Source organism: Streptomyces sp. WZ-12 (genome assembly GCF_028898845.1).
In the GTDB taxonomy this organism is placed as follows: domain Bacteria; phylum Actinomycetota; class Actinomycetes; order Streptomycetales; family Streptomycetaceae; genus Streptomyces.
This window is the reverse complement of the sequence record NZ_CP118574.1, coordinates 5,879,892-5,905,393: the sequence shown is the minus strand read 5'-3', so window position 1 is coordinate 5,905,393 and position 25,502 is coordinate 5,879,892. Positions and strand designations below refer to the sequence as shown.

The 25,502-nt window shown below is 70.3% G+C and carries 21 protein-coding genes and 2 tRNA genes; 10 read left to right on the top strand and 13 right to left on the bottom strand.

Annotated features, from left to right (window positions below; translation table 11 throughout):
* Positions 1–42 precede the first annotated feature (42 nt).
* Entirely contained in the window at positions 43–1,491 is a 1,449-nt protein-coding gene (locus PV796_RS25485; RefSeq protein ID WP_274915713.1) for a peptidoglycan D,D-transpeptidase FtsI family protein, read from the bottom strand.
* A 292-nt stretch (positions 1,492–1,783) separates the two neighbouring features.
* Here PV796_RS25485 and PV796_RS25480 point away from each other — a divergent pair, with 292 nt between their 5' ends.
* The gene (locus PV796_RS25480) at positions 1,784–3,010 is read left to right on the top strand and encodes a hypothetical protein (RefSeq protein ID WP_274919234.1); all 1,227 of its coding nucleotides are present in this window, start codon (positions 1,784–1,786) and stop codon (positions 3,008–3,010) included.
* Here the strand turns inward: PV796_RS25480 and PV796_RS25475 are convergent.
* A complete protein-coding gene (locus tag PV796_RS25475) occupies positions 2,976–5,624 on the bottom strand; it encodes a valine--tRNA ligase (protein WP_274915712.1) in 2,649 nt (882 codons plus the stop codon). The two genes, PV796_RS25480 and PV796_RS25475, sit on opposite strands and share 35 nt — an antisense overlap.
* 172 nt (positions 5,625–5,796) lie before the next feature.
* On the opposite strand from PV796_RS25475, the gene PV796_RS25470 reads away from it, so the two are divergent.
* On the top strand, positions 5,797–6,807 hold the full coding sequence (locus PV796_RS25470; protein ID WP_274915711.1) for a hypothetical protein: 1,011 nt from the start codon (positions 5,797–5,799) through the stop codon (positions 6,805–6,807).
* A gap of 72 nt (positions 6,808–6,879) precedes the next feature.
* Here PV796_RS25470 and clpX read toward each other — a convergent pair whose 3' ends face one another.
* The 5 genes from clpX to PV796_RS25445 all read right to left on the bottom strand — a co-directional run bounded on the left by clpX (position 6,880) and on the right by PV796_RS25445 (position 11,629).
* Entirely contained in the window at positions 6,880–8,163 is a 1,284-nt protein-coding gene (clpX, locus tag PV796_RS25465; protein WP_274915710.1) for an ATP-dependent Clp protease ATP-binding subunit ClpX, read from the bottom strand.
* Positions 8,164–8,324: 161 nt separating this feature from the next.
* Positions 8,325–8,999, bottom strand: coding sequence for an ATP-dependent Clp protease proteolytic subunit (locus tag PV796_RS25460; protein WP_274915709.1), 675 nt, complete (start codon positions 8,997–8,999; stop codon positions 8,325–8,327).
* A 66-nt stretch (positions 9,000–9,065) separates the two neighbouring features.
* On the bottom strand, positions 9,066–9,668 hold the full coding sequence (locus tag PV796_RS25455) for an ATP-dependent Clp protease proteolytic subunit (protein ID WP_274919232.1): 603 nt from the start codon (positions 9,666–9,668) through the stop codon (positions 9,066–9,068).
* A gap of 289 nt (positions 9,669–9,957) precedes the next feature.
* Positions 9,958–11,343: a trigger factor gene (tig, locus tag PV796_RS25450; RefSeq protein ID WP_274915708.1), complete on the bottom strand. Its 1,386-nt coding sequence runs from the start codon at positions 11,341–11,343 to the stop codon at positions 9,958–9,960.
* Positions 11,344–11,552: 209 nt separating this feature from the next.
* Positions 11,553–11,629: transfer RNA gene (locus PV796_RS25445), tRNA-Pro, on the bottom strand.
* A gap of 135 nt (positions 11,630–11,764) precedes the next feature.
* On the opposite strand from PV796_RS25445, the gene PV796_RS25440 reads away from it, so the two are divergent.
* Together PV796_RS25440 and PV796_RS25435 are read left to right on the top strand one after the other, a co-directional pair.
* A tRNA-Gly gene (locus tag PV796_RS25440) sits at positions 11,765–11,835 on the top strand.
* Positions 11,836–11,951: 116 nt separating this feature from the next.
* Positions 11,952–12,332, top strand: coding sequence for an ArsC/Spx/MgsR family protein (locus PV796_RS25435; RefSeq protein WP_274915707.1), 381 nt, complete (start codon positions 11,952–11,954; stop codon positions 12,330–12,332).
* Positions 12,333–12,358: 26 nt separating this feature from the next.
* Here PV796_RS25435 and PV796_RS25430 read toward each other — a convergent pair whose 3' ends face one another.
* Positions 12,359–12,553, bottom strand: coding sequence for a hypothetical protein (locus PV796_RS25430; protein WP_274915706.1), 195 nt, complete (start codon positions 12,551–12,553; stop codon positions 12,359–12,361).
* Positions 12,554–12,939: 386 nt separating this feature from the next.
* Between PV796_RS25430 and PV796_RS25425 the strand changes: the two genes are divergently transcribed.
* Positions 12,940–14,160 (top strand): cation:proton antiporter, encoded by a 1,221-nt coding sequence (locus PV796_RS25425; RefSeq protein ID WP_274915705.1) that lies wholly within the window; start codon positions 12,940–12,942, stop codon positions 14,158–14,160.
* On the opposite strand, the gene PV796_RS25420 is transcribed toward PV796_RS25425, so the two are convergent.
* Positions 14,117–15,262, bottom strand: coding sequence for a PP2C family protein-serine/threonine phosphatase (locus PV796_RS25420; RefSeq protein WP_274915704.1), 1,146 nt, complete (start codon positions 15,260–15,262; stop codon positions 14,117–14,119). The two genes, PV796_RS25425 and PV796_RS25420, sit on opposite strands and share 44 nt — an antisense overlap.
* A 127-nt stretch (positions 15,263–15,389) precedes the next feature.
* Here PV796_RS25420 and PV796_RS25415 point away from each other — a divergent pair, with 127 nt between their 5' ends.
* Positions 15,390–16,619 (top strand): GNAT family N-acetyltransferase, encoded by a 1,230-nt coding sequence (locus tag PV796_RS25415; protein ID WP_274915703.1) that lies wholly within the window; start codon positions 15,390–15,392, stop codon positions 16,617–16,619.
* Between the two features lie 31 nt (positions 16,620–16,650).
* On the opposite strand, the gene PV796_RS25410 is transcribed toward PV796_RS25415, so the two are convergent.
* Together PV796_RS25410 and PV796_RS25405 are read right to left on the bottom strand one after the other, a co-directional pair.
* Positions 16,651–17,472, bottom strand: coding sequence for an Fpg/Nei family DNA glycosylase (locus PV796_RS25410; protein WP_274915702.1), 822 nt, complete (start codon positions 17,470–17,472; stop codon positions 16,651–16,653).
* A 108-nt stretch (positions 17,473–17,580) separates the two neighbouring features.
* The gene (locus tag PV796_RS25405) at positions 17,581–18,069 is read right to left on the bottom strand and encodes a ribose-5-phosphate isomerase (protein WP_274915701.1); all 489 of its coding nucleotides are present in this window, start codon (positions 18,067–18,069) and stop codon (positions 17,581–17,583) included.
* 186 nt (positions 18,070–18,255) lie between these two features.
* On the opposite strand from PV796_RS25405, the gene PV796_RS25400 reads away from it, so the two are divergent.
* Positions 18,256–19,716 (top strand): amino acid permease, encoded by a 1,461-nt coding sequence (locus PV796_RS25400; protein ID WP_274915700.1) that lies wholly within the window; start codon positions 18,256–18,258, stop codon positions 19,714–19,716.
* Positions 19,717–19,792: 76 nt separating this feature from the next.
* Here PV796_RS25400 and PV796_RS25395 read toward each other — a convergent pair whose 3' ends face one another.
* Positions 19,793–20,392: a biotin transporter BioY gene (locus PV796_RS25395; protein ID WP_274915699.1), complete on the bottom strand. Its 600-nt coding sequence runs from the start codon at positions 20,390–20,392 to the stop codon at positions 19,793–19,795.
* Positions 20,393–20,731: 339 nt separating this feature from the next.
* Between PV796_RS25395 and PV796_RS25390 the strand changes: the two genes are divergently transcribed.
* The 3 genes from PV796_RS25390 (at position 20,732) to PV796_RS25380 (ending at position 24,628) form a co-directional block, all read left to right on the top strand.
* Complete coding sequence (locus PV796_RS25390) at positions 20,732–22,114, top strand: amino acid permease (protein WP_274915698.1); 1,383 nt, start codon at positions 20,732–20,734, stop codon at positions 22,112–22,114.
* Between the two features lie 261 nt (positions 22,115–22,375).
* On the top strand, positions 22,376–23,800 hold the full coding sequence (locus PV796_RS25385; RefSeq protein ID WP_274915697.1) for an amino acid permease: 1,425 nt from the start codon (positions 22,376–22,378) through the stop codon (positions 23,798–23,800).
* Between the two features lie 186 nt (positions 23,801–23,986).
* Positions 23,987–24,628: a superoxide dismutase gene (locus PV796_RS25380; RefSeq protein ID WP_274915696.1), complete on the top strand. Its 642-nt coding sequence runs from the start codon at positions 23,987–23,989 to the stop codon at positions 24,626–24,628.
* Between the two features lie 179 nt (positions 24,629–24,807).
* Here the strand turns inward: PV796_RS25380 and PV796_RS25375 are convergent, their stop codons facing one another.
* Complete coding sequence (locus PV796_RS25375) at positions 24,808–25,452, bottom strand: DsbA family protein (protein ID WP_274915695.1); 645 nt, start codon at positions 25,450–25,452, stop codon at positions 24,808–24,810.
* Positions 25,453–25,502 lie beyond the last annotated feature (50 nt).

Here is a 25,502-nt window from a genome sequence, read left to right as displayed (position 1 = left end):
GCGCCGCCCCCGCTCCCGCTCAGGCGGCCGCCGAGCCGCCGGTCAGGACAGCGCCGCCTGCATCATCGCCTTGGCGATCGGGGCCGCGAGGCCGTTGCCGGAGACCTCGTTGCGGGCCGCGTGCCCGTCCTCGACCATCACGGCCACCGCGACCCGGTTGCCCTTGCCGTCGTCGCCGTAGGAGACGAACCAGGCGTAGGGGGTGCCGCTGTTGTTGACGCCGTGCTGGGCGGTGCCGGTCTTGCCGCCGACGGTCACCCCGTCGATCTTCGCGTTGGAGCCGGTGCCCTTGTCCACGACCGTCTGCATCGCCGAGCGGAGCTGGTCGGCGGTCCCCGACGACATCGCCTTGCGGTAGGTCTTCGGGCTGTTCTGCTGGAGGGTGTTGCCGCCGCCGTCGGTGACCTTGTCCACCAACTGCGGGCTCTTCAGGTCGCCCCCGTTGGCGATCGCCGAGACCACCATCGCCATCTGGAGCGGGGTGGCCTGGTCGTCGAACTGGCCGATGCCGGAGAGCGCGGTCTGCGCCTGGTCCATGTCCTTGGGGTAGACGCTGGAGGTGGCGCGCACCGGGACGTCCATCTTGGCGTCGTTGAAGCCGAACTTCTCGGCCTGCGCCCGCACCTTGTCCTTGCCCAGGTCGACGGCCATCTTGGCGAAGACGGTGTTGCAGGAGTACTGGAGCGCGGTGCGGATGGTGGCGTTCTCGCAGGGCGCCGAGGCGCTCTCGTTGGTGAGCTGGGTGCGGGTGTTGGGCAGGGTGTACGGGTTGGGGCTCTGGGTGGGTTGGTCCACGGAGGAGTACAGGCCGTTCTCCAGCGCGGCGGCGGCGACCACCAGCTTGAAGGTGGAGCCGGGCGGCAGCGGCTGGCGCAGCGCGCGGTTGAGGTTCGGCTGGTTGCCGTCCTTGGTCAGGGCCTCCCACGCCTTCTGGTCGGCGGTGCCGGAGCCGGCGAACTTGCCCGGGTCGTACGACGGGGTGCTGACCATGCCCAGGATCCGGCCGGTCGCCGGGTCCAGGGCGACGGCCGCGCCGGTCTTGCCACCGAGCGCCTCGTAGCCGGCCTTCTGCACCTTGGCGTCGATGGTGGTGGACACGTCGCCGGCCTTGGGGCGCTCGTGCAGCAGGGTGTCGGCGGGGGTCTGGAGGCGGCTGTCGGAGCCGCCGAGCAACGGGCCGTAGAGGCTCTCCAGTTGGGTGCTGCCGAAGATCTGCGAGGAGAAGCCGGTGACCGGGGCGTAGAGGGCGCCGTCCTTGTAGGTCCGCTTGTACTTGAGCGAGGAGGAGGTGGGGGTGGAGCCGGTGACCGGCTGGCCGTCGACGAGGATGTTGCCCAGGGGTGCCGAGTACTTGGCGATGTTCACCCGGGGGTTGTGCGCGTTCTCCCGGTAGTCGCTGGCCTTGGCGCCCTGGATCCAGGTGGCCCACCCCATCAGCACCAGGATCAACGCGAGGGAGAAGACCGAGATCCGTCGCAGGGGTCGGTTCATGGGCGCGGCTCCTCGGTGCTGGGGGCGGACCGGACATGCGTTTCCGCCGGAACTCCGGCATTCCGGCATTCCGGTCCACGGTGCCTCGGCTTCATGAGAGCGTCATGAGAACCGTGTACCTGCTGGGTGTGAGCGATCGAACCTCCGGGCGGGACAACCTTTCCGCCGCCGCGCCCCCTCTTGGTCGGCGGGGTCTACGGGCGTCGTCGGGTCGACCGGCGACGGCTAAGTGCAAAGCAAGAAAAGTCAGGAAAGCAGGAGCTGAAGAGGCGTGCCGGCAATCAGTCAGCGGATGCATTTGGTGCTGCTCACCGCCTGGACCGTGCTGTGGTTCATGATCGTCGAGCCGCACGGCGGCTTCTCTTGGCACTACCTCCGCGCCGGCGGCGCGCTGATCTACCAGGGCGGCGACGGCACCGGCGGCCTCAACCTCTACGCGCACCACCCCGAGCTCCAGATGGGGCCGATCAGCTTCCTGACGGCCGGGCTGTTCAACCCGTTCCCCGAGGCCACCGGCCAGTTCCTCGCCGCCGCCCTGATGTCCGCCCTGGGCCTGGTCATCCTGGTGCTGGCCGGCCGTAGCGCCGCCCACCACTTCCTGGGCACCGGCACCAACCACCAGCGGCTGCGGCAGCGGGTGTTGATAGCCGGGCTCGCCTTCATCCCCATGTGGATCGAGGTCGCGGTCCGCTTTGGGCACCTCGACGACGTGCTGGCACTGTTCTTCACCGCCCTCGCGGTCCGCTCCGTCACCCGCGGCAACGCCGCCCTGACCGGCGCCTTCCTGGCCCTGGCGATGGACTCCAAGCCGACCGCGCTGGCCTTCGTCCCGCTGCTGCTGGCGCTCCCGAGGCACAAGTGGCTCAAGGCCGGCCTGTGGTGCGCGGGGCTGGTCGCCGTCGCCTGGCTGCCGTTCTTCATCGGCGACACCCAGTCCTTCGCGGCCGCCAAGTTCGCCATCCCCAACCACCCGGCGTCCGCGCTGCGTTGGCTGGGCGTGGCCGCCCCCGAGACGCCCGGCTGGGACCGGCCCGCGCAGTTCGCGCTCGGGCTGGTGCTGGGCGGGATCGCGGTCTGGCGCGGCCGGTGGGCGGCGGTGGTGCTGCTGGGCGCCAACGCCCGGATCGTGCTCGACCCCAGCGTCTACACGTACTACACCGCGTCGGTACTGCTCGGCACGCTGCTGTGGGACGTCATCGGGCAGCGCCGGCTGGTCCCCTGGTGGAGCTGGCTGGCGCTGCTCATCCTCTACGGCAGCGTCTTCGCGGTCCCGGACGACTCCGCGCGGGGCCTGATCCGACTGGCGTTCGTCGCGGTCTCCACGGCGTATGTGCTGCTGTGGCCGGTCCGCGAACGGGGCGGCCGCGGCGGGCCCCGCGGACAGCGCGCGCGCCGGGCACGGAACGGGCCCCCCGCCCATGAGGACGAGGGGCCCGTGGTGCCGGAGGCGGCGTGGCCCGGCGCGCGGCCGGAGCCGCCGGCGACTACGCGCTGGGCAGGGCCGCCAGCTGTGCAGTGATCCGCTCGATGTCGGCCTCCGCGGTCGCCAGCCGACCGCGGATCTTCTCCACCACCGGCTCCGGCGCCTTGCCGAGGAACGCCTCGTTGCCCAGCTTGGCGGTGGCCTGCTTCTGCTCCTTCTCGGCCGCGAGCAGGTCCTTCGTCAGCCGCTTGCGCTCCGCCTCGACGTCGATCGCGCCGGAGAGGTCCAGGGCGACCGTGGCCCCGGCGATGGGCAGCGAGGCGGTGGCGGCGAAGCCCTCGCCGGCCGGCTGCAGGCGCAGCAGCGAGCGCATCGCGGCCTCGTGCGGCGCCAGCGGCGTACCGGTCAGGTCCAGGCGTGCGGGGACCTTCTGGCCCGGCTGGAGGCCCTGGTCGGAGCGGAACCGGCGGACCTCGGTGACGACCTGCTGGAGCGTGACGATCTCCCGCTCGGCGGCCTCGTCGCGGAAGCCGCCCGCGGTGTCCGCGCCGGGGACGGCGACGGCGGTCGGCCACTCGGCGATGACGATCGACTCGCCACCGGTCAGCGCGGTCCACAGCGACTCGGTGACGAACGGGACGACCGGGTGCAGCAGCCGCAGGGTGACGTCGAGGACCTCGCCCAGCACCCGGCGGGAGGCGTCGGCGGCCGGGCCGCCCGCCATGAACGTCGTCTTGGACAGCTCGACGTACCAGTCGAAGACCTCGTCCCAGGCGAAGTGGAAGAGGGCGTCCGACAACTTGGCGAACTGGTAGTCGTCGTAGTACGCGTCGACCTCGGCGACGACCGCGTTGAGCCGGGAGAGGATCCACCGGTCGGTCGCCGACAGCGCCTCGGCGGGCGGCAGTTCGCCCTCCACGGTGGCGCCGTTCATCAGCGCGAAGCGGGTGGCGTTCCAGATCTTGTTGGCGAAGTTGCGGGAGCCCTGGACCCAGTCCTCGCCGATCGGGACGTCAACGCCCGGGTTGGCGCCGCGGGCCAGGGTGAAGCGGACCGCGTCGGAGCCGTAGGTGTCCATCCAGTCCAGCGGGTTGACCGCGTTGCCGAAGGACTTCGACATCTTCTTGCCGAACTGGTCGCGGACCATGCCGTGCAGCGCGATGGTGTGGAACGGCGGGGTGCCGTCCATCGCGTACAGGCCGAACATCATCATCCGGGCGACCCAGAAGAAGAGGATGTCGTAGCCGGTGACCAGGACGGAGTTCGGGTAGAACTTCGTCACGCTCGGGGTCTGCTCGGGCCAGCCCAGCGTGGAGAACGGCCACAGGCCGGACGAGAACCACGTGTCGAGGACGTCGGTGTCCTGGTGCCAGCCCTCGCCGGTGGGCGCCTCGTCGTCGGGGCCGACGCAGACGACCTCGCCGTTCGGCCCGTACCAGACCGGGATGCGGTGGCCCCACCACAACTGCCGCGAGATGCACCAGTCGTGGAGGTTGTCGACCCAGCCGAAGTAGCGGGACTCCATCTCCTTGGGGTGGATCGCGACCTTACCGTCGCGGACCGCGTCACCGGCGGCCTTCGCCAGCGGGCCGACCCTGACCCACCACTGCATCGACAGCCGCGGCTCGATGGTGGTCTTGCAGCGCGAGCAGTGCCCGACGGAGTGGGTGTACGGGCGCTTCTCGGCGACGATCCGGCCCTCGGCGCGCAGTGCGGCGACGATCGCCGAGCGGGCCTCGAAGCGGTCCAGCCCCTGGAACGGGCCGTGCGCGGTGATCACGCCGCGCTCGTCGAGGACGGCGAGGTTGGCCAGGTCGTGCCGGCGGCCGATCTCGAAGTCGTTCGGGTCGTGGGCCGGGGTGACCTTGACCGCGCCGGTGCCGAACTCCGGGTCGACGTGCTCGTCGGCGACGACCGGGATGCGGCGGCCGGTCAGCGGCAACTCGATCTCGGTGCCGACGAGATGGGCGTACCGCTCGTCCTCGGGGTGGACGGCGACGGCGGTGTCACCGAGCATCGTCTCGGCGCGGGTGGTGGCGACGACGATCGACGTGTCCCCTTCCCCGTACCGGATCGAGACCAGCTCGCCGTCGTCGTCCTGGTACTCCACCTCGATGTCCGAGATGGCGGTCAGGCAGCGCGGGCACCAGTTGATGATGCGCTCGGCGCGGTAGATCAGCTCGTCCTCGTAGAGCCGCTTGAAGATCGTCTGGACGGCCTTGGAGAGGCCCTCGTCCATGGTGAACCGCTCGCGCGACCACGCGACGCCGTCACCGAGCCGGCGCATCTGGCCCGAGATCTGGCCACCGGACTCGTTCTTCCACTGCCAGACCCGCTCGACGAACGCCTCGCGCCCGAGGTCGTGCCGGGAGACGCCCTCCTTGGCGAGCTCGCGCTCGACGACGTTCTGGGTGGCGATGCCGGCGTGGTCCATGCCCGGCTGCCACAGCGTCTCGTAACCCTGCATGCGCTTGCGGCGGGTGAGGGCGTCGATCAGCGTGTGCTCGAAAGCGTGGCCCAGGTGGAGCGAGCCGGTGACGTTGGGCGGGGGGATGACGATGGTGTACGGCGGCTTCTCGCTCTTCTCGTCCGCCTCGAAGTAGCCCCGCTCTACCCAGCGCTCGTACAGCGGCCCCTCTACATCGGCCGGCGTGTACTGAGTCGGCAGTTCGGGGACGCTGTGCTTGGGATGCTGAGTGTTCTCGGTCACGACCGACAGTGTACGGGCGCGGATGTGGCGGCTTCGAATCGGTTTCGCCCCCGGGGCACCGCCTGTCAGCGGCGTCATACAGGATGTCGGCAGCGCATAAACATCACGCCCGACGCCCGGGTGCCGCCCGCGGCGGTCCGACGTCATCAGCAGTCACGAGGGGAACCGCTCCATGAGCTTCAACCAGCCGCCGCCGGGCCCGTACGGCCAACAGCCCCAGCAGCCCGGCCCGTACGGCCAGCCGCAGCCGCCCGCCCCGCAGCCCGGCTACGGCTACCCGCAGCAGGGCGGCCCGGTGCCTCCCCAACAGGGCTACGGCTACCCGCAACAGGCCCCCCAACAGTTCCCGCAGCAGGGCGCGCCGCAGCAGTTCCCCCCGCAGCAGGGCGCCCCGCAGCAGCCGTACGGCCAGCCCGCCCCGCCCAACTACGGCCAGCAGCAGCCCTTCGCCGGCCAACAGGGACAGCAGGGTCAGCAGACGCCCTACGGGATGATCCCCCCGGAGCCGGAGACCGGCGGCGGCAACGGCAAGAAGATCGGCCTGATCATCGGCGGGGTCGCGGTGGTCGTGGGGATCGCCGTCGGCGCGTACTTCGCCTTCGGCTCGGGCGGCAAGGTGAAGCCGTACACCATCGCGCTGCCGGACAAGCTGCTGAGCGGGCAGTTCAGCAAGGCGCCGACGCGCGACGACGGCGCCGGCACCCAGGACCTCGCCAACAACAAGGACGCCAAGGCCCTCGGCATCACCGACGGCAAGGGCGTGCAGAGGTTGTACCAGGGCTCCAACGGCCTCACGATGCAGGTCTTCGGTTTCTACGGGAACGTCGGCGACCCGCAGGGGACGGTGACCCGGATGTTCTCCAAGATCAACGACAACACGAAGCAGTCCGCCGGCAACGCCAAGGTGGAGGACGTCACGCCGGTCACCGAGTACTCGCCCAACGACTTCGACGGCGACGTGATGAAGTGCCGTACCCAGAAGGTCGAGGTCGCCACGAACGGCATCACCATCCCCGTCACCTCCTCCACTTGCATCTGGGGCGACAGCAGCGCCGTCGGCGTGGTCTACATGGTCGCGCCGCCCAAGACGAACAGCAGCGGCAGTTCCGCCACCACCCCCGGCGCCAAGGAGCTCTCCGAGACCACCGCCAAGGTCCGCAACGAGGTCCGCAAGGACAAGTGACCCGCCCGCGGACGACAGCACCGCCCGGCAGCAACTCGGCTGCCGGGCGGTGCTGTTGGAAGGGCGGGGCGGCTACGCGCTCTTCTCCTGCGGCTCGCCGGAGTCGCCGCGGGTGCGCGGGACCAGGGTCGGGTTGACGTTGGAGTGCACCACGTCCGCGGTGATGACGACGCGGGCGACGTCCTTGCGGGACGGGATCTCGTACATCACCGCCTGGAGGACCTCCTCCATGATGGCGCGCAGACCGCGGGCGCCGGTGCCGCGGAGGATCGCCTGGTCGGCGATGGCCTCCAGGGCCGGGCGGTCGAAGTCCAGCTCCACGCCGTCGAGTTCGAAGAGCCGCTGGTACTGCTTGACCAGGGCGTTGCGCGGCTCGACGAGGATCTGGAGGAGCGCCTCGCGGTCGAGGTTGTGGACCGAGGTGAGGACCGGGAGGCGGCCGATGAACTCCGGGATCATCCCGAACTTCACCAGGTCCTCGGGCATGACGTCCTGGAGCTGGTCCTTGGACTCGATCTCGCGCTTGGAGCGGATGGTGGCGCCGAAGCCGATGCCCTTGGCGCCGGACCGGGCCTCGATGATCTTCTCCAGGCCCGCGAAGGCACCGCCGACGATGAACAGCACGTTGGTGGTGTCGATTTGGATGAATTCCTGGTGCGGGTGCTTGCGGCCGCCCTGGGGCGGGACCGAGGCGGTGGTGCCCTCCAGGATCTTGAGCAGCGCCTGCTGAACGCCTTCGCCGGAGACGTCCCGGGTGATCGACGGATTTTCGCTCTTCCGGGCGACCTTGTCGATCTCGTCGATGTAGATGATGCCGGTCTCGGCCTTCTTGATGTCGAAGTCCGCGGCCTGGATCAGCTTCAGCAGGATGTTCTCGACGTCCTCACCGACGTAGCCGGCCTCGGTGAGCGCGGTCGCGTCGGCGAAGGCGAAGGGGACGTTGAGCATCCTGGCGAGGGTCTGCGCGAGCAGGGTCTTGCCGGAGCCGGTGGGGCCGAGCAGCAGGATGTTGGACTTGGCCAACTCGATGCCCTCGTCGCCGCGTCCCGGGGCGTTCTCGCCCGCCTGCACGCGCTTGTAGTGGTTGTACACGGCCACCGAGAGCGCCTTCTTGGCGGCTTCCTGGCCGACGACGTAGCCGTTGAGGAACTCGTAGATCTCGCGGGGCTTGGGGAGTTCCTCCCAGCGCACCTCGGAACTCTCCGCGAGCTCCTCCTCGATGATCTCGTTGCAGAGATCGATGCACTCGTCGCAGATGTACACACCAGGTCCCGCGATGAGCTTCTTCACCTGCTTCTGGCTCTTTCCGCAGAACGAGCACTTGAGCAGGTCTCCGCCGTCACCGATGCGTGCCACGAGGTGAATCCCCTTCGCCTGGGATCCGCATTGCTCCGCGGACCCGGGTGCTTGCCTATCGACGGTACCTTGCCGAGCCCCCCGTACGGGCCCCCCTTGGACCGACTCGGTTCACTCGGTCCAAGGGGGCGACGCTCCGGCGCGATTCGCGAAGAACGCGATCAGACGGAGACGGAGGTCTTCCGCGTGGAGACGATCTGGTCGACCAGACCGTACGCCAGGGACTCCTCGGCGGTCAGGATCTTGTCACGCTCGATGTCCTCGCGGATCTTCTCGATCGGCGTGGAGGAGTGCTTGGCCAGCATCTCCTCCAACTGCGTGCGCATCCGCTGGATCTCGCGGGCGGCGATCTCCAGGTCGGAGACCTGGCCACGGCCGGTCTCGCTGAACGGCTGGTGGATCAGGATCCGGGCGTTCGGCAGCGCCATGCGCTTGCCCGGGGTGCCGGCCGCCAGCAGCACGGCCGCGGCGGAGGCCGCCTGGCCCATGCAGACCGTCTGGATGTCGGGCTTGACGAACTGCATCGTGTCGTAGATCGCCGTCAGCGCGGTGAACGAGCCACCGGGGCTGTTGATGTAGACCGAGATGTCGCGGTCCGGGTCCATCGACTCCAGGCACAGGAGCTGCGCCATGACGTCGTTGGCGGAGGCGTCGTCGATCTGCACCCCGAGGAAGATCACCCGCTCCTCGAAGAGCTTCGCGTACGGGTCGTACTCGCGCACGCCCTGCGAGGTGCGCTCGACGAAGCGCGGAACGATGTAGCGGGACTCCGCGGGCATGCCGGAGAACTCGGCCTGCGTGCGCTCGTAGAGACCGCTTCCGGGGTAGTTGTTCATCTGGAGGTTCACCGTCCTGGTGGCGAAGTGGGGCTGGGGGTCGACTGCGGGGCGTGGGCCGGGGGCTCAGGCCCCGGTGCCGCCCCCGCCCGGAACGCCGGTGGCGGAGGGCATCACGTCGTCGATGAGGCCGTACGCCTTGGCCTCCTCGGCGGAGAACCAGCGGTCGCGGTCGGCGTCCTTGGTCCACTGCTCCAGCGTCTGGCCGGTGTGCGCGGCGGAGAGCTCACCCAGGCGCTTCTTCGTGCGGAGCAGTTGCTCGGCGTGGATCTTGATGTCCGAGGCCGAGCCGGCCAGGCCGGCGGAGGGCTGGTGGATCAGGATCTCGGCGTTCGGCAGCGCGAAGCGCTTGCCCGGGGTGCCGGCGCTCAGCAGGAACTGGCCCATCGAGGCGGCGAGGCCCATGGCGATGGTGACCACGTCGTTCTTGATGTACTGCATGGTGTCGTAGATCGCCATGCCGGCCGTGACCGAGCCGCCCGGGGAGTTGATGTAGAGGTAGATGTCCTTGTCCGGGTCAGCGGCAAGGAGCAACAACTGCGCCGTGATCTTGTTGGCGATGTCGTCGTCGACCGGCTGGCCGAGGAAGATGATCCGCTCGTTGAGCAGCCGGTTGTAGACCTGTTCGCCGAGGCCACCGGAGATCGGCTCAGCGGCGGCGGAAGGCATCGGGATCGTCACGTGTCCACCTGCTCGTTGTCGAAACGGCTCGGGGCCGTCTTCAGCGTCGTCTTCTGAGGCCGGGGACCGCGCCGCGTGGTGCGCCCCACGCACTGTCAGCAACTCCCCTGCCCTCGTATCTACGGACCCTAACGCGCTGGTCGGCGGGCGCCATCCCGGAGCGAGAACTGTTCGCTGTGAGCGCAGGCTCACGGACCGGGACGACACACGGGCCCGAACACGCGGACGTGCGCGTTCGGGCCCGTGATCAGGTACGTCGGCGAGATCGCCGGGGCGGTCAGCCCTCGGTCTTCGCCGCCTTCTCGTCACCCTCGGCCTCGGCGACGACGGCCTCGGCGGCCTCCGTCTCCTCCTCGTCCTCCAGGTCGACGACCTCACCGTTGGTGTCCTTGACCGTGGCGGCCTCGACGACCACCGCGAGGGCCTTGCCGCGGGCGACCTCGCCCACCAGCATCGGCACCTGGCCACCCTCGACGACCGCCTGGGCGAACTGGTCGGGGCTCATGCCGGAGGACTGGGCGCGGCGCATGAGGTGCTCGGTGAGCTCCTCCTGGCTGACGTTCAGCTTCTCCTTGTTGACCAGCTCGTCGAGGACGAACTGGGTCTTGATGCCCTTCTCCGCCTGCTCCTTGGTCTCGGCGTCGAACTCCTCCTCGGTCTTGCCCTGGATCTCCAGGTACTTCGCGAGGTCGAGGCCCATCTGACCGAGCTGGTGGTGCTCCAGGTTGTGCTTGCGGGTGCGGATCTCGTCCTCAAGCAGCTTCTCGGGGATCGGCACCTCGATCAGGCCGAGCAGCGCCTCCAGGACCTTCTCCTGGGCCTGGGTGGCCTGGTCGAACTTCTTCATCCGCGCCAGCCGCGTGCGGCTGTCGTCCTTGAGCGCGTCGAGGGTGTCGAACTCGCTGGCCAGCTGGGCGAACTCGTCGTCCAGCTCGGGCAGTTCGCGGGCCTTGACCTCGGTGACGTCGACCTTAACCTCGGCCTCCTTGCCCTGGGCGGAGCCGCCCTTGAGCTCGGAGGTGAAGGTGGCGCTGCCGCCGGCCGAGAGGCCCTTGACGGCCTCGTCGATGCCGTCGAGGAGCTCGCCGGAGCCGATGGTGTAGCTGACGCCGTTGGCGATGCCGTCGGCCAGCACCTCACCGTCGACCTTGGCCTCCAGGTCCACGGTCACCACGTCGCCGTCCTCGGCGGCGCGCTCGACCACGGAGGTGGAGGCGAAGCGCTCACGGAGCTGCTCGACGGACTTCTCGACGTCCTCGTCGGACACCTCGACGGCGTCGACCTCGACCTCGATGCCGGAGTAGTCCGGGATCTCCAGGGCCGGGCGGATGTCGACCTCGGCGGTGAAGGCCAGCAGCTCGTTGTCCTTGAGCTCGGTGATGTCGACCTCGGGCTGGCCGAGGACGTTGAGCTCGGCCTCGTTGACCGCGTTGGTGTAGAACTTCGGGAGCGCGTCGTTGACGGCCTCTTCGAGCACGGCGCCACGACCGAACCGCTGGTCGATGACGCGGGCAGGGATCTTGCCCTTGCGGAAGCCCTTCACCGTGACCTGCTGGTTGATCTTCTTGTACGCCGCGTCGAGGCTGTCCTTGAGCTCCTCGAAGGGCACCTCGACAGTGAGCCGAACCCGGGTCGGGTTCAGGGTCTCCACGGCGCTCTTCACGGTTCGGTCTCCTTGGGCTGACTTTGGGGTATTGCCTTAGATCCGCCGGCTCCGTCATGTCCGGGACCGGCCGATCGCGCCCGGTCCTTAAGACACACGGGCACGCAGCTTGCATAGTAACCGCAAGGAGGAGGGCGCCCACAACGCGATCTTGAAGGACCGCTTATGCCCGCTTTGTGCGCCTAAGGCACGCGGGACGGGCGCCGAACTGGTCGGGGTGGCCGGATTCGAACCGACGACCTTCCGCTCCCAAAGCGGACGCGCTACCAAGCTGCGCCACACCCCGTCGGTGCGACACGTAGGGTACATGGCCGCGGGCCGTACGGCTGCCCGTTATTCGGGAGCGGGGTGCGGTGTGCGGTCGACGGGCTTCACCCGCTACGATGCTCTGCGTGCCGGGGTCCCAGCGACCGTGGTGCTCGCGGGCGTAGCTCAATGGTAGAGCCCCAGTCTTCCAAACTGGCTACGCGGGTTCGATTCCCGTCGCCCGCTCAACAAGGGGAGCCCCGGGTCGTACGGCCCGGGGCTCTTCGCGTTCCCGGGCGCCGCGAGCGGCCCGCGCGCTTCGCCGCTTCTCTCCCACGACGGGACTCCCTAGGGTGGCCGGCATGGAGATCTGGATCAATCCCGCGTGCTCCAAGTGCCGTTCCGCGGTGGGGATTCTGGACGCCGAGGGCGCCCAGTACACCGTGCGGAAGTACCTGGAAGACCCGCCGACCGCCGACGAACTGCGCGCCGTGCTGGAGCGGTTGAACCTGGAGCCGTGGGACATCACCCGCACCCAGGAAGACGAGGGCAAGGCGCTGGGCATCGGGACGTGGGAGCGCACCGGCGCCGCACGGGAGCGGTGGATCGAGGCGCTGGCGGCGCACCCCCGGCTGATTCAGCGGCCGATCATCACCGCCGACGACGGTTCGGCCTTGGTCGGGCGCAGCGAGGATGCCGTGCGTGACGCGCTGGCGCGGACCGGGGGCGGACGGACCCCCTGAGTCCGGTCCGCGGACCCGAACCCGCGCTAGAACGTGATGTGGTTGATGGTCTGCGCGATGGAGTTCAGGAACCGGTTGATCGACGGCGCCACCCCCGTGGAGGCGAGGAAGAAGCCGAACAGTATGGCGACGAGCGCCGGACCGGCCTTGATCGCCTTCTGTCTGATCAGCACGACAAGGATGATCCCCAACATCAGGACAACTGATAGCGACAGAGCCACAACTGATCACACCCTCGGTCGGAACGCCTCACCGGCCCTGGGGCATGCCGCGCACACCCCCGGCACCCATCGTGCCACCAACTCCCTGCCCATTGCAGGCGGGTGACGAATCATCGGCCAACGCTTTGCCCGTTCGCGGCAGTTACGGCAAAGCCACTTCCGAACGTCCCGCCGGGCCCTCGACCCCGGCGGGACCGGCCCCCAAAAGAGGCCGCACCCGCTCACAACGGTCACCGATCGGCCACCTTGTTAATGGTTTGGTAATCTAAATATTGACCAGTCCTTGACATTGTCTTGACCTTGCGTGCGACCCGTGCCCCGTGCCTGGGCGCACGCCGACGACCAGGAGGAACGGGCCCATCGGACACGCAGACACCCTGATCGCCATGGGCGGTGCCTTTCTCGCCGCCGCCGTCCTCGCCCGCCTCGGCGGCCGGATCGGACTCCCCACCATCCCGCTGTTCATCCTGGCCGGAATCCTGCTCGGCCCGAACACCCCCGGCATCGTGCTGGTCGCCGACCCGCACGACCTGGAAATGCTCTCCCTCCTCGGCCTGGTGCTGCTGCTCTTCTACCTGGGCCTGGAGTTCCACGTCGACGACCTCAAGGCCGGCGGCCGCCGGATGGCGCTGGCCGGCGGGGCGTACCTCATGCTGAACGTCGGCGCCGGGCTCGGCTTCGGCTTCGCGCTCGGCTGGGGCACCTCCGAGGCGCTGGTGCTCGCCGGGGTGTTGGGCATCTCGTCGTCCGCGATCGTCACCAAGGTGCTGGTCGACACGGGGCGGTTGGGCAACCCGGAGACCAAGCCGATCCTCGGCATCATCGTCGTCGAGGACATCTTCCTGGCGCTCTACCTGGCCGCGCTGCAACCGGTGCTCTCCGGAGCCGACTCGCTGGCCTCGGCGGCGCCGGCCGCCGGGAAGGCGTTCGGCTTCCTGCTGCTGCTCGCCGCGGCCGCCCGTTGGGGCACCCGCGTCATCGGCCGGCTGATCGCCACCAAGGACAGCGAGTTGCTGGTGATCTCCTTCCTGGGGGCCGCCGTTCTGGTCGCCGGGATCTCCGAGTGGTTCGGGGTCGCGGACGCCATCGGGGCGTTCATGGTGGGCCTGATGCTGGGCGGGACGAGCACCGGGCCGCGGATCCGCAAGCTGGTACACCCGCTGCGGGACGCGTTCGGGGCGATCTTCTTCTTCGCGTTCGGGCTCTCCATCGACCCCGGCGACCTGCCGAGCGTGGTGTGGCCGGTGCTGATCGCGGTGACGCTGACCCTGCTGATGAACGTCCTGGCGGGGCTGGTCGCGGCCCGGATCTACGGCTTCGGGCCCGGGCCGGCCGCGAACATCGCCACCGCGCTGCTGGCCCGCGGCGAGTTCGCGCTGATCCTGGCGACGATGGCGGCGGGCGCCGGGCTCGACGAGCGGCTGGCGCCGTTCATCGCCGGCTATGTGCTGATCCTGGCCGTCCTCGGGCCGCTGGCGGCCGGCCGCTCCGGGCTGTTGGCCCGGATCCTGCCGGCCGGCGGGGCTCCGCGGGCCGCCGTGGCGGGGGTCGAGCCGGAGGCGGTCAGCCGTCCCGACACAGCAGCAACAGCGCCCGGTCGTCGTTGACGTCCTTGGCGACCGCCTCGATCAGATGCCAGGCGGCACCGGCGAAGCCGGCGTGCACATAGCGCTCGGCCTCGCCGGTCAGCCGGTCGATGCCCTCGGCGATGTCGCGGTCGGCGGCCTCCACCAGGCCGTCGGTGAAGAGCATCAGCACGTCGCCGGGGCGCAGCGTCCCCTTGACCGGGTCGAACTGGGCACCGTCGTAGACCCCGAGCAGCGGGCCCTCCCCCGACTTCTCCTCCCAGCGGCCGGTGCCGGCGCTGAGTTGGAGGGCGGGGAGGTGGCCCGCGGAGAACAACTCGTAGTCGCCGGACTCCAGGTCCAACACGAGGTGGACGGAGGTGGCGAAGCCCTCGTCCCAATCCTGGCGCAACAGATAGCCGTTGGCGGCGGGGAGGAAGCCGTGCGGCGGCAGCGAGCCGAGCAGGCCGCCGAAGGCGCCGGAGAGCAGCAGCGCGCGGGAGGCGGCGTCCATCCCCTTGCCGGAGACGTCGGTGAGCACGACCTCCAGGATGTTGCCGCCCTGGGTGCGGGAGGCCACCACGAAGTCGCCGGAGAAGGACTGGCCGCCGGCCGGGCGGAGCGCCATCTCGTGGTGCCAACCCTTGGGCAGCCCGGGCAACTTGCTCTGCACGCGGATCCGTTCGCGCAGGTCGAAGAGCATGGTGCCGCCGCGCCGCCAGGGCACCCCGACCCGGCTGCGGAACTGCGCGACCAGCAGCCCTGACAACCCCACCGCGGCGACCACCAGGACCGTGCCCGGGGTGATCCGGTCCGGCCCCTGGTCGTACGGGCCGAACAGCGCCGCCTCGACGATCAGTGCGGCCGCGGAGGCCGCGTACAGGACCAGGAGGTTGGCCGGGCGCAGCAGCAGTCCGCCGGCGATGATCGGGAGGACCAGCGCGGTCGGTGCGATCCACTGCGGGCACCAGAGGGTGCCCAGGGCGATGGCGGGGACGGCGGCGAGCAGGGCGGCCAGCGCGACCCAGTCGGAGCCGTCGCCGCGGAAGTAGTCGACCCCGGCCTTGCGCATGCCGATGCGGGCCCGGTGCAGGCGTTTGTGCACCCGGGCCCTCGGACTCTCCGCTCCCGCGCCGCGTGTCATTGCCCTGGGACCTTATCCACCCATTCGGCGGCGCGTCGATTCGTCGCACATCAACCCGGGGATTTGCAGGGAATTCGCGTTCGAAATACGGTCGCGCGGCCGGCGGGCGGACTGCTAGGGATGCCTCATGACAACAGAGTTGCGGCCGTTGCGGGAGACCGATTGGGATGCCTGGTTCGACACCCTGGACGTGGTGTTCGGTGGGGTGCCGGACGGACCCGAGAGGCGCGCGTGGTGGCGCACGGTCACTGAGGTGCCGCGGAACATCGCGGTCTGGGACGGCGACGCGATCGTCGGCACGACCGGGGCGTTCTCGTTCGGGTTGACCGTGCCGGGCGGCGCGGAGGTGGCCGCGGCCGGCGTCACGACCGTCGGGGTGCTGCCCACCCACCGCCGGCGCGGGGTGCTGCGCTCGATGATGCGGCACCAGTTGGCGGACGTGCGCGAGCGCGGCGAGGCGCTGGCGGTGCTGACCGCCACGGAGCCGGCGATCTACGGGCGGTTCGGCTACGGCGCGGCCACCCAGGAGCTGCGGATGTCCGTGGACACCGTGCGGCTGGCGGCCCCCGCGCTGCCGGGCGTGGACGACGTCCGACTGCGGCTGGTGGACCCGGTGGCCGGGCTCGACGCGTGCGAGCGGGTCTACGGGCGCCTGGTGCCGGCCCGGCCCGGGATGCTGGCCCGGCGCCCCGGCTGGGCGCGCCAGGGGGTGCTCGACCCGGAGAGCGAGCGGCGCGACGCCGGCCCCCTCCAGTGCGTGCTGGCCGAGGTGGACGGCGAGGTGCGCGGCTATGCGCGCTACGCGGTCAGGCCCGACTGGGACCAGGCCGGCCCGCGCGGGGTCGTGCAGCTCCGACAGCTCGACGCGCTGGACCCGGTGGTCCACGCGGCGCTGTGGCGGCACCTGTTCGGCATCGACCTGACGGCTTCGGTGGTGACGCGCAGCCGGCCGGTGGACGAGCCGCTGCTGCACCTGGTGCCCGACCAGCGGCGCCTGGACGTCGGGGTGCGGGAGGCGCTGTTCCTGCGGCCGGTGGAGGTGGGGGCGGCGCTGGCGGCCCGGACGTACCGGACGCCGGTGGATGTGGTGTTGGAGGTCGCGGACGACTTCTGCCCGTGGAACGCGGGGCGCTGGCGGCTCTCCGGCGACGCCAAGGGGGCGAGCTGCGAGCGGACCACCGACCCGGCCGAACTCGCGCTGTCGGTACGGGAGTTGGGGTCGGCCTATCTGGGCGGGTTCACGCTGTCGGCGCTGGCCGGGGCCGGGCGGGTGCGGGAGCTGCGGCCGGGGGCGCTGGCGGCGGCGTCGCTGGCGTTCGGGTCGGACCCGGCGCCATGGCTGCCGCACGGGTTCTGACCGGGGGCCGGCGCGGGCCCGTGCGGCGCCCTCAGGGGCGGGCGGCGGCGGGCTGGCAGCCCGGGCACCAGAAGAGGTTGCGGGCGGCGAGGTCGGCGGTGCGGATCTCGCTGCCGCACAGGTGGCAGGCGGCGCCGGTGCGGCGGTAGACGTAGACCTCACCGCCGTGGTCGTCGACCCGCGGCGGGCGGCCCATGGCCTCCGGGGTGTGCTCGGGGCGGACGGTGTCGATCCGGTTGTTCCGCACGCCCTCCCGCATCAGGGCGACCAGGTCGGCCCAGATCGCGTCCCACTGCTGCCGGCGCAGGTCGCGGCCGGGGAGGTAGGGGTCGATGCCGTGCCGGAAGAGGACCTCGGCGCGGTAGACGTTGCCGACGCCGGCGATCACCTTCTGGTCGAGCAGCAGCGCCGCGAGGGTGGTGCGGCTGCGGGCGATCCGGCGCCAGGCGCGGTCGCCGTCGTCGTCCGGGCGCAGCGGGTCGGGGCCCAGCCGCTCGTGTATCGCCTGCTTCTCGGCGTCGGTGATCAGCGCGCAGGTGGTCGGGCCGCGCAGGTCGGCGTAGTGGTCGGCGCCGACCAGCCGCAGCCGGACGGTGTCGGTGGGCGGGGGCGCCGGGGTGGCGCCGAAGCCGAGCTTGCCGAAGAGGCCGAGGTGGATGTGGACCCAGCGGTCGGGGGCGAAGCCGAGGAAGAGGTGTTTGCCGTGGGCCTCTGCCGCCTCCATGACCTGGCGGTCGACGAGGGCGGCGCCGTCGGCGAACTTGCCCTGCGGGCTGGTGGCGCGGACCGGGCTGCCCTCGAAGCGGTCGCGGTGGTCCGCGGCCAGGCGGTGGATGGTGTGCCCCTCGGGCATGGGGTGGTGGCCTCCGGCGGATTCGTGTCAACTACGGCCCGGTGGGCCGGTTTTGTGCCCGCCCGTTCCGCCCCGGCGGAACGCGTGCCCACAAAACCGGCCGAAGGATCAGCCCTGCTGGGGGTGGTGGGCCGGGATCGGGGGGAGCTCGCCGGTGGTCTCGTAGCGGGAGAGCATCTCGATGCGGCGGGTGTGACGCTCCTCGCCCGAGTACGGGGTGGTGAGGAACACCTCGACGAAGCGGGTGGCCTCGTCCTGGGTGTGCATCCGGCCGCCGACGGAGATGACGTTGGCGTCGTTGTGCTCGCGGCCCAGCTTGGCGGTCTCCTCGCTCCACGCCAGCGCGGCCCGCACGCCCTTGACCTTGTTGGCGGCGATCTGCTCGCCGTTGCCGGAGCCGCCGATCACGATGCCGAGGCTGTCCGGGTCGGCGGCGGTCCGCTCCGCGGCGCGCAGGCAGAACGGCGGGTAGTCGTCCTGAGCGTCGTAGATGTGGGGACCGCAGTCGACGGGCTCGTGGCCGTTGGCCTTGAGCCAGTCCACGAGGTGGTTCTTGAGGTCGAAGCCGGCATGATCGGAGCCGATGTACACGCGCATGGCATGAGTGTGGCACGTCGCCGCCTGGGTAGACGCCACGGGGCCGCGGCCCGTCCCGGCGCCGCGGTTCACTTCTTCAAGGCAACCCACCGGTAACGACACGATCGGGATTCAGCTCTTCCAAACGGTCGTTAACAACGTTCTAATGCCTGGGTTCGACACGAGAACCACTGAAGGACGGTGCACATGGGCGCGCACCCGCCTACCTCCCACGCGGTCCCCACTGCCGGCGAACCCGGCGGCGGTACCGCGGGCCGGTCCCCCGACGGGCTCCAGGCCGGCCTCAAGAACCGCCATCTGTCGATGATCGCCATCGGCGGAGTGATCGGCGCCGGCCTGTTCGTCGGTTCCGGTGCCGGCATCGCGGCTGCCGGTCCGGGCATCCTGCTCTCCTACGCGCTGACCGGCCTGTTGGTCGTGCTGGTGATGCGGATGCTGGGCGAGATGGCTGCGGCCTCCCCCACCTCCGGCTCGTTCTCCGCGTACGCGGACCGGGCGCTCGGCCGCTGGGCGGGCTTCACGATCGGCTGGCTGTACTGGTTCTTCTGGTCGGTGGTGCTGGCGGTCGAGGCGACCGCGGCGGCGGCGATCCTGACCAGCTGGATACCGTCGGTGCCGCAGTGGGCCTGGGCGTTGCTGGTGATGATGGTGCTGACCGGCACCAACCTGGTCTCGGTGGGCTCGTTCGGCGAGTTCGAGTTCTGGTTCGCCGGGATCAAGGTCGTGGCGATCGTGATCTTCATCGTGGTCGGTGCGCTGGCGATCTTCGGACTGCCGCCGGGACACCACGCAGTGGGCACCGGCAACCTGTTCGGACACGGCGGGTTCCTACCGAAGGGACCAGGGGCGATCCTCTCCGGGATGCTGCTGGTGGTCTTCTCCTTCATGGGCAGCGAGATCGTCACGCTGGCGGCGAGCGAGTCGCCGAACCCGGTGGCGGCCGTCCGCAAGGCCGTCAACAGCGTGATCTGGCGGATCGCGCTGTTCTACATCGGGTCGATCGCGGTGATCGTGACGCTGCTGCCCTGGGACGACCCGGAGGTGGCCAAGAGCCCGTACGTGGCGGTGCTGAAGTCGCTGCACCTCCCGTACGTGGACGTCCTGATGGACATCGTGGTGCTGACCGCGGTGCTGTCCTGTCTGAACTCCGGCCTCTACACGGCGTCCCGGATGGCGTTCTCGCTCGGTGAGCGCGGCGATGCGCCGAAGTCGTTCGCGACGGTCAACAAGCGCGGCGTGCCGGCGGTGGCTATCTGGGCGTCGGTGGCCTTCGGCTTCGTCGCGACGATCTTCAGCTACACCTCGAAGGACACCATCTTCCAGTTCCTGCTCAACTCCTCGGGCGCGGTGGCCCTGTTCGTCTGGCTGGTGATCTGCTTCTCGCAGCTTCGGATGCGGCGGATCATCGAGCGGGAGATGCCGGAGCGGCTGACGGTGCGGATGTGGCTGTACCCGTGGCTGACCTACGCCACCATCGCGCTGATCATCTTCGTCGTGGGCTACATGTTCTACGACAAGAACGGCCGGCAGCAGATGGTGCTGTCGGTGGTCGCCGCCGTGGTGGTGCTGATCGCCGGGCTGCTGCTGGACAAGCGGCGGCCCCGCGAGGTGGCGCAGCAGCCGGCGGTCACGGAGGAGAAGGCGTAGCCGGTCCGGACGGAGAACGACGGGGCCCGCACCCCTGCGAGGGGTGCGGGCCCCGTCGGCGTCCGGGGTGGCGTCGTCAGCCGCGGCGGCCGGCCAGCTTCCAGGCGGTCGGCAGGGCGCCCATCGCCAGGGCGATCTTGAGGGCGTCGCCGACCAGGAAGGGCACCATGCCGACGGCGACGGCCTGGCCGAGGGAGATGCCGGTGCTGAGCGCCAGGTAGGGCACGCCGATGCCGTAGATCAGGGCGTTGCCGGCGGCCATCGTGACGGCGGTGCGCAGCACCCCGCGGTCGCCGCCGCGGCGGGCCAGCGCGCCCACGGCGGTGGCGGCGAGCAGCATGCCGAGGACGTAACCGAAGGTGGCGCCGCCGGCCCCCGACGCGCCACCGGCGAACCACGGCACGCCGGCCATGCCCACCAGGGCGTAGAGGGCCAGCGACAGCAGCCCGCGGCGGGCGCCGAGCGAGGCGCCCACGAGGAGCGCGGCGAAGGTCTGGGCGGTGACCGGGACCGGGGAGCCGGGGACCGGGACCGCGATCTGGGCGGCCAGGCCGGTGGCCACGGCGCCGCCGACGACCAGCGCGGCGTCGCGGACGCGGGCGCGGCTGACGGAGGCGGCCGGCAGCAGGTCGGCGAGGACCGTGCCGGAAGTGGCGGTGGGGACGGCTGTGCTCATCGAGGACTCCGCGGGTGTGAGTGCGGACCCAGGGCTCGGATCCGGCGCGACGGAATGACGTTAGTTCAGAGGGCGGCGTCGATCATCGGTGGCGCTGACAAAGCCGTACCTGCCGGCTTGGGGAGTTCCGGACAACGGCCAGAACTCCCCAGCCCGTTCGGGAGCGGGACCATCTGCGCAGGTCACGTGATGCGCATCACGGCGAACGCCGCGGCATGGGGCCGGTTTTGTGGTAGTCGCGCACGGCCGGGGACACTGGGACGGCTCCGCGGTCATCTGTGGAGTTCCCCCAAACCGGGCGGCGTTCGTCGCCCTCGCGCCCCTGCGGAGTACGAGCCCATGCACGACGCACCGCCCCTGGTCGAGAAAGAGCCGCTGTCCGGTGGGCTCAAGCAGCGCCATCTGACGATGCTGGGCCTGGGCGGGGTGATCGGCGCGGGGCTGTTCGTCGGTTCCGGTGCCGGCATCGCGGTGGCCGGTCCCGGGATCGTGCTGTCGTACCTGATCGCCGGCGGGCTGGCGATGCTGATCATGCGGATGCTCGGGGAGATGTCGGCGGCGATGCCGGCGTCCGGGGCGTTCTCGGTGCACGCGGAGCGGGCGCTCGGGCGCTGGGCCGGCTTCAGCGTGGGATGGCTGTACTGGTTCCTGCTGGTGGTGGTGTTGGCGGTGGAGGCCACCGGGGCGGCCCAGATCGCGCACGGCTGGGTGCCGTCGGTGCCGCAGTGGGGCTGGGTGCTGATCTTCATGGTCTTCTTCACCGCAGCAAACCTGGCCGCGGTGAAGAACTTCGGTGAATTCGAGTTCTGGTTCGCCACGTTGAAGGTCACCGCGATCGTGCTGTTCCTGGCGCTGAGCCTGCTGGCGATCTTCGGGGTGCTGCCGCACACCGAGCCGGTCGGACTGACCAACCTCACCGGGCAGGGCGGGTTCCTGCCGCACGGCTGGTCCGGGGTGATCTCCGGGGTGCTGGCGGTGGTGTTCGCCTTCGGCGGCCTGGAGGTGGTCACCATCGCGGCGGCCGAATCGGACGACCCGGCGCGGGCGGTGGGCCGGGCGGTGCGCAGCGCGGTGTGGCGGATCCTCTTCTTCTACGTCGGCTCGATGCTGGTCATCGTCTCGGTGCTGCCCTGGTCGTCGATGCAGCCCGGCAAGAGCCCGTACGTGATGGTGCTCGACCACATCGGGGTGCCCGGCGCCGGACAGATCATGAACATCGTGGTGTTCGTGGCGCTGCTGTCGGCGCTCAACGCCAACCTCTACGGCTCCTCGCGCATGGTGTTCTCGTTGGCCGAGCGCGGGGAGGCGCCGCGCGGGCTGCTGAGGGTGACGCGCGGCGGGGTGCCGCGGCGGGCGGTGCTGGCCTCGGTGGCGTTCGGCTTCGCCTCCGTGCTGCTGAACCTCAAGTGGCCGGATTCGGTGTTCCTGTACTTGCTCAACGCGGTAGGCGCGGTACTGCTGTTCGTCTGGGGGCTGATCGCCGTCTCCCAACTGCGGCTGCGGCCCCGGATCGAGCGGGAGGCACCGGAGCGGCTGATGCTGCGGATGTGGGCGTTCCCGTATCTGACGTGGGTGGCGCTGGTGGCGATGGGCGCGGTGATCGTGCTGATGCTGACCGATGCCACGGCCCGGCCGCAGTTGCTGTGGTCGGCCGGCGCGACCGCGGCGGTGCTGGCGGTCGCGGGCCTACGGGAGGTGCGGGCGCGGCGGTCCCGGAGCTGAGCGTGGCGGGGCGGCTGACCGGGCACTTCGGGACGGAAACGAGACGAGCGTCACACGTCATGACATTCAACGATGTGTCAGGCACGCTCGGTCACGATCCCGTCTGAATACCGAACAATCGCTGCACGACTGTTGCCCTGAGCGGACGCGGCCGCTCAGACTGAGCCAGCTTTGCCGAGGACCCCGGAGTGAGCCGTCCGCGGCCCCGGGAGAACGCAGCCCTCGCCCCGCCCGCATCTCACCTACTGGGACAGGTACGACATGAATCGGACACCCTCGTCCGCCGCGTCCGACGGAGCGCGCGCCGCCGCTCCGGGCGCCGGCCAGGACGGCGGCGCACTGTCGCACGGCCTGAAACAGCGCCACCTCTCGATGATCGCCCTCGGTGGCGTGATCGGTGCCGGCCTGTTCGTCGGCTCCCGTGAGGGCATCGCCGCGGCCGGACCGTCGATCGTGCTGGCGTACGCCGTCTCCGGTGCGCTGGTCATGTTGATCATGCGGATGCTGGGTGAGATGTCCGCGGCCCGCCCGGCCTCCGGTTCCTTCTCGGTGCACGCGGAGCGGTCCATCGGCCCCTGGGCCGGCTTCACCGCGGGCTGGATGTTCACCGCGCTGCTGTGCGTGGCGGTGTCCGTCGAGGCGCTCGGCGCCGCGGACGTGTTGCACCAGTGGTTCCCGGCCACCCAGCCGTGGATGTGGGTCCTGCTGATCATGGTGGTCTTCACCGTGACCAACCTGACCGCGGTCTCCAACTTCGGCGAGTTCGAGTTCTGGTTCGCCGCCCTGAAGGTCGCCGCGATCGTCGCCTTCCTGGTCCTCGGCGTCCTGGCCATCCTCGGCCTGCTGCCCGGCAGTTCGGCGCCCGGCACCTCCCATCTGACCGGCGACGGCGGCTTCCTCCCCAAGGGCATGGACGGCCTGATGGTCGGTCTGCTGGCGTCGGTGTTCGCGTACGGCGGCCTGGAGACCGTGACCATCGCGGCCGCCGAGTCCAAGGACCCGGTCCGCGGTGTGGCCCGTGCGGTGCGCACCGCGATGTGGCGGATCGCCCTCTTCTACGTCGGCTCGATGGCGGTCATCGTCACCGTCATCCCCTGGAGCGCGCCGTCGATCGCCAAGAGCGGCCCGTACGTTGCGGTGTTGGACTACCTCAAGATCCCGGCGGCCGGCCAGATCATGAACGTGGTCATCCTGATCGCCCTGCTCTCTGCGGTGAACGCCAACATCTACGGCGCCTCGCGGATGGCGTACTCGCTGATCAGCCGCGGCCAGGGCCCGTCCTTCTTCGGCAAGGTGAGCGGCGGGGTGCCGCGTCGGGCGGTGCTGCTCTGCGTCGCCTTCGGGTTCCTCGCGGTGCTCCTCAGCTTCCTGTGGCCGACCACGGTCTTCCAGTGGCTGCTCAACATGGTCGGCGCCGCCGTCCTGGTGGTCTGGGGCTTCATCGCCGCCGCCCAGCTGCGCACCCGGCGGCAGTTGGAGCGCGAGGCGCCCGAGAAGCTGGTCGTGAAGATGTGGGCCTTCCCCTTCCTCACGTGGGTGGCGCTGGCCGGCATCGCCCTGGTGCTGGTGCTGATGCTGCGCGACGACAGCCAGCGGATCCAACTGCTCTTCACCGGCGGCTTCGGCGTGGTGCTGACGATCATCGGCCTGGTCCGGCAGCGGGCGCTGGCGACCGGCACGCAGTAGGCCGCGGCGGCCCATCGGCCCCTCCGCTCCCAGGCGGGGCGGGACCTCCTCCCGAGGTCCCGCCCCGCCTGGTTCTTTGGGACCAGGAAGCCCGCCACGACGGCCCGGTGATCACTGCTGCTGATAGCGTGCTTCTGCACATTGATTGCAACTACGGCGCTTGCGCAGCTTGGAGGCGGGGTCGGCATGGCGACCTACACACTTCCGGAACTCCCCTACGACTACTCGGAGCTGGCCCCGGTCATCAGCCCGGAGATCATCGAGCTGCACCACGACAAGCACCACGCGGCCTATGTGAAGGGCGCCAACGACACCCTTGAGCAGCTCGCCGAGGCGCGCGACAAGGACCAGTGGGGCAACATCAACGGTCTGGAGAAGAACCTCGCGTTCCACCTCTCCGGCCACATCCTGCACAGCATCTACTGGCACAACATGACCGGCGACGGCGGCGGCGAGCCGCTGGACAAGGACGGCGTGGGCGAGCTCGCCGACGCCATCGCCGAGAGCTTCGGCTCGTTCGCCAAGTTCAAGGCCCAGCTCTCCAAGGCGTCCGCCACCACGCAGGGCTCCGGCTGGGGCGTCCTGGCCTACGAGCCGGTCACCGGCCGCCTCATCGTCGAGCAGATCTACGACCACCAGGGCAACGTCGGCCAGGGCTCGGTGCCGATCCTGGTCTTCGACGCCTGGGAGCACGCCTTCTACCTGCAGTACAAGAACCAGAAGGTCGACTTCATCGAGGCGATGTGGAAGGTCGTCAACTGGCAGGACGTGGCCAAGCGGTACACGGCCGCGAAGGAGCGGGCGAACAACCTGCTGCTGGCTCCCTGAGCCGGCGGCCCCTCGGCCGCCGGCGTGCTGAGCCCGCGGCTCGTTGAACGTCCTGCCTCGTGATCGTCTTCTCACCGTTCGCTTGGCAGGCGCATAGGGCAGGGCCCCCGCGAGGACGTGACTCGCGGGGGCCCTGTCGCGCTGTCGGCCGCACGCCGGATGGGCACGGACAAGAGGCGTCAGTCGAACGTCGGCGCCGCCGTCCGCGTGCGCTTGATCTCGAAGAAGCCGGGGGTGGAGGCGACCATCAGGGTGCCGTCCCAGAGCTTGGCGGCGGCCTCGCCCTTGGGGGCGGGGGTGACCACCGGGCCGAAGAAGGCGATCTGGTCGCCGTCGGGGCCGGGGACCGCGATCACCGGGGTGCCGACCTCCTGGCCGACCAGGTCGATGCCCGCCTTGTGGGAGGCGCGCAACTCGGCGTCGTAGGTGTCCTGGTCGGCGTAGTCGATCAGATCGGCGGGCAGGCCGGCGTCGGCGAGGGCGGCGGCGAGGGAGTCGCGGTTCACGCCCTCGCCGCGGGTGTGGAAGCGGGTGCCGAGCGCGGTGTAGAGCCGGCCGACGACCTCGTCGCCGTGGAGCTGCTGGGCGGCGCTCACGACCCGGACCGGACCCCAGGACTTGCCGCCGGGGCGCATGTTCTCCGCGTACTCCGGGGGGAGTTCGTCGAGGCGGTTCTCGTTCAGCACGGCCAGGCTCATCACGTGCCAACGCACCTGGACCGGGCGGACCTTCTCCACCTCCAGCATCCAGCGGGAGGTCAGCCACGCCCAGGGGCAGAGCGGGTCGAACCAGAAGTCTGCCGGGGTCTTCGTGGTCTCGGACACGAGGTCTCCTCTATGAGAGCGTCAACAGCGTTGTTCCGTGCCGGCTTCAA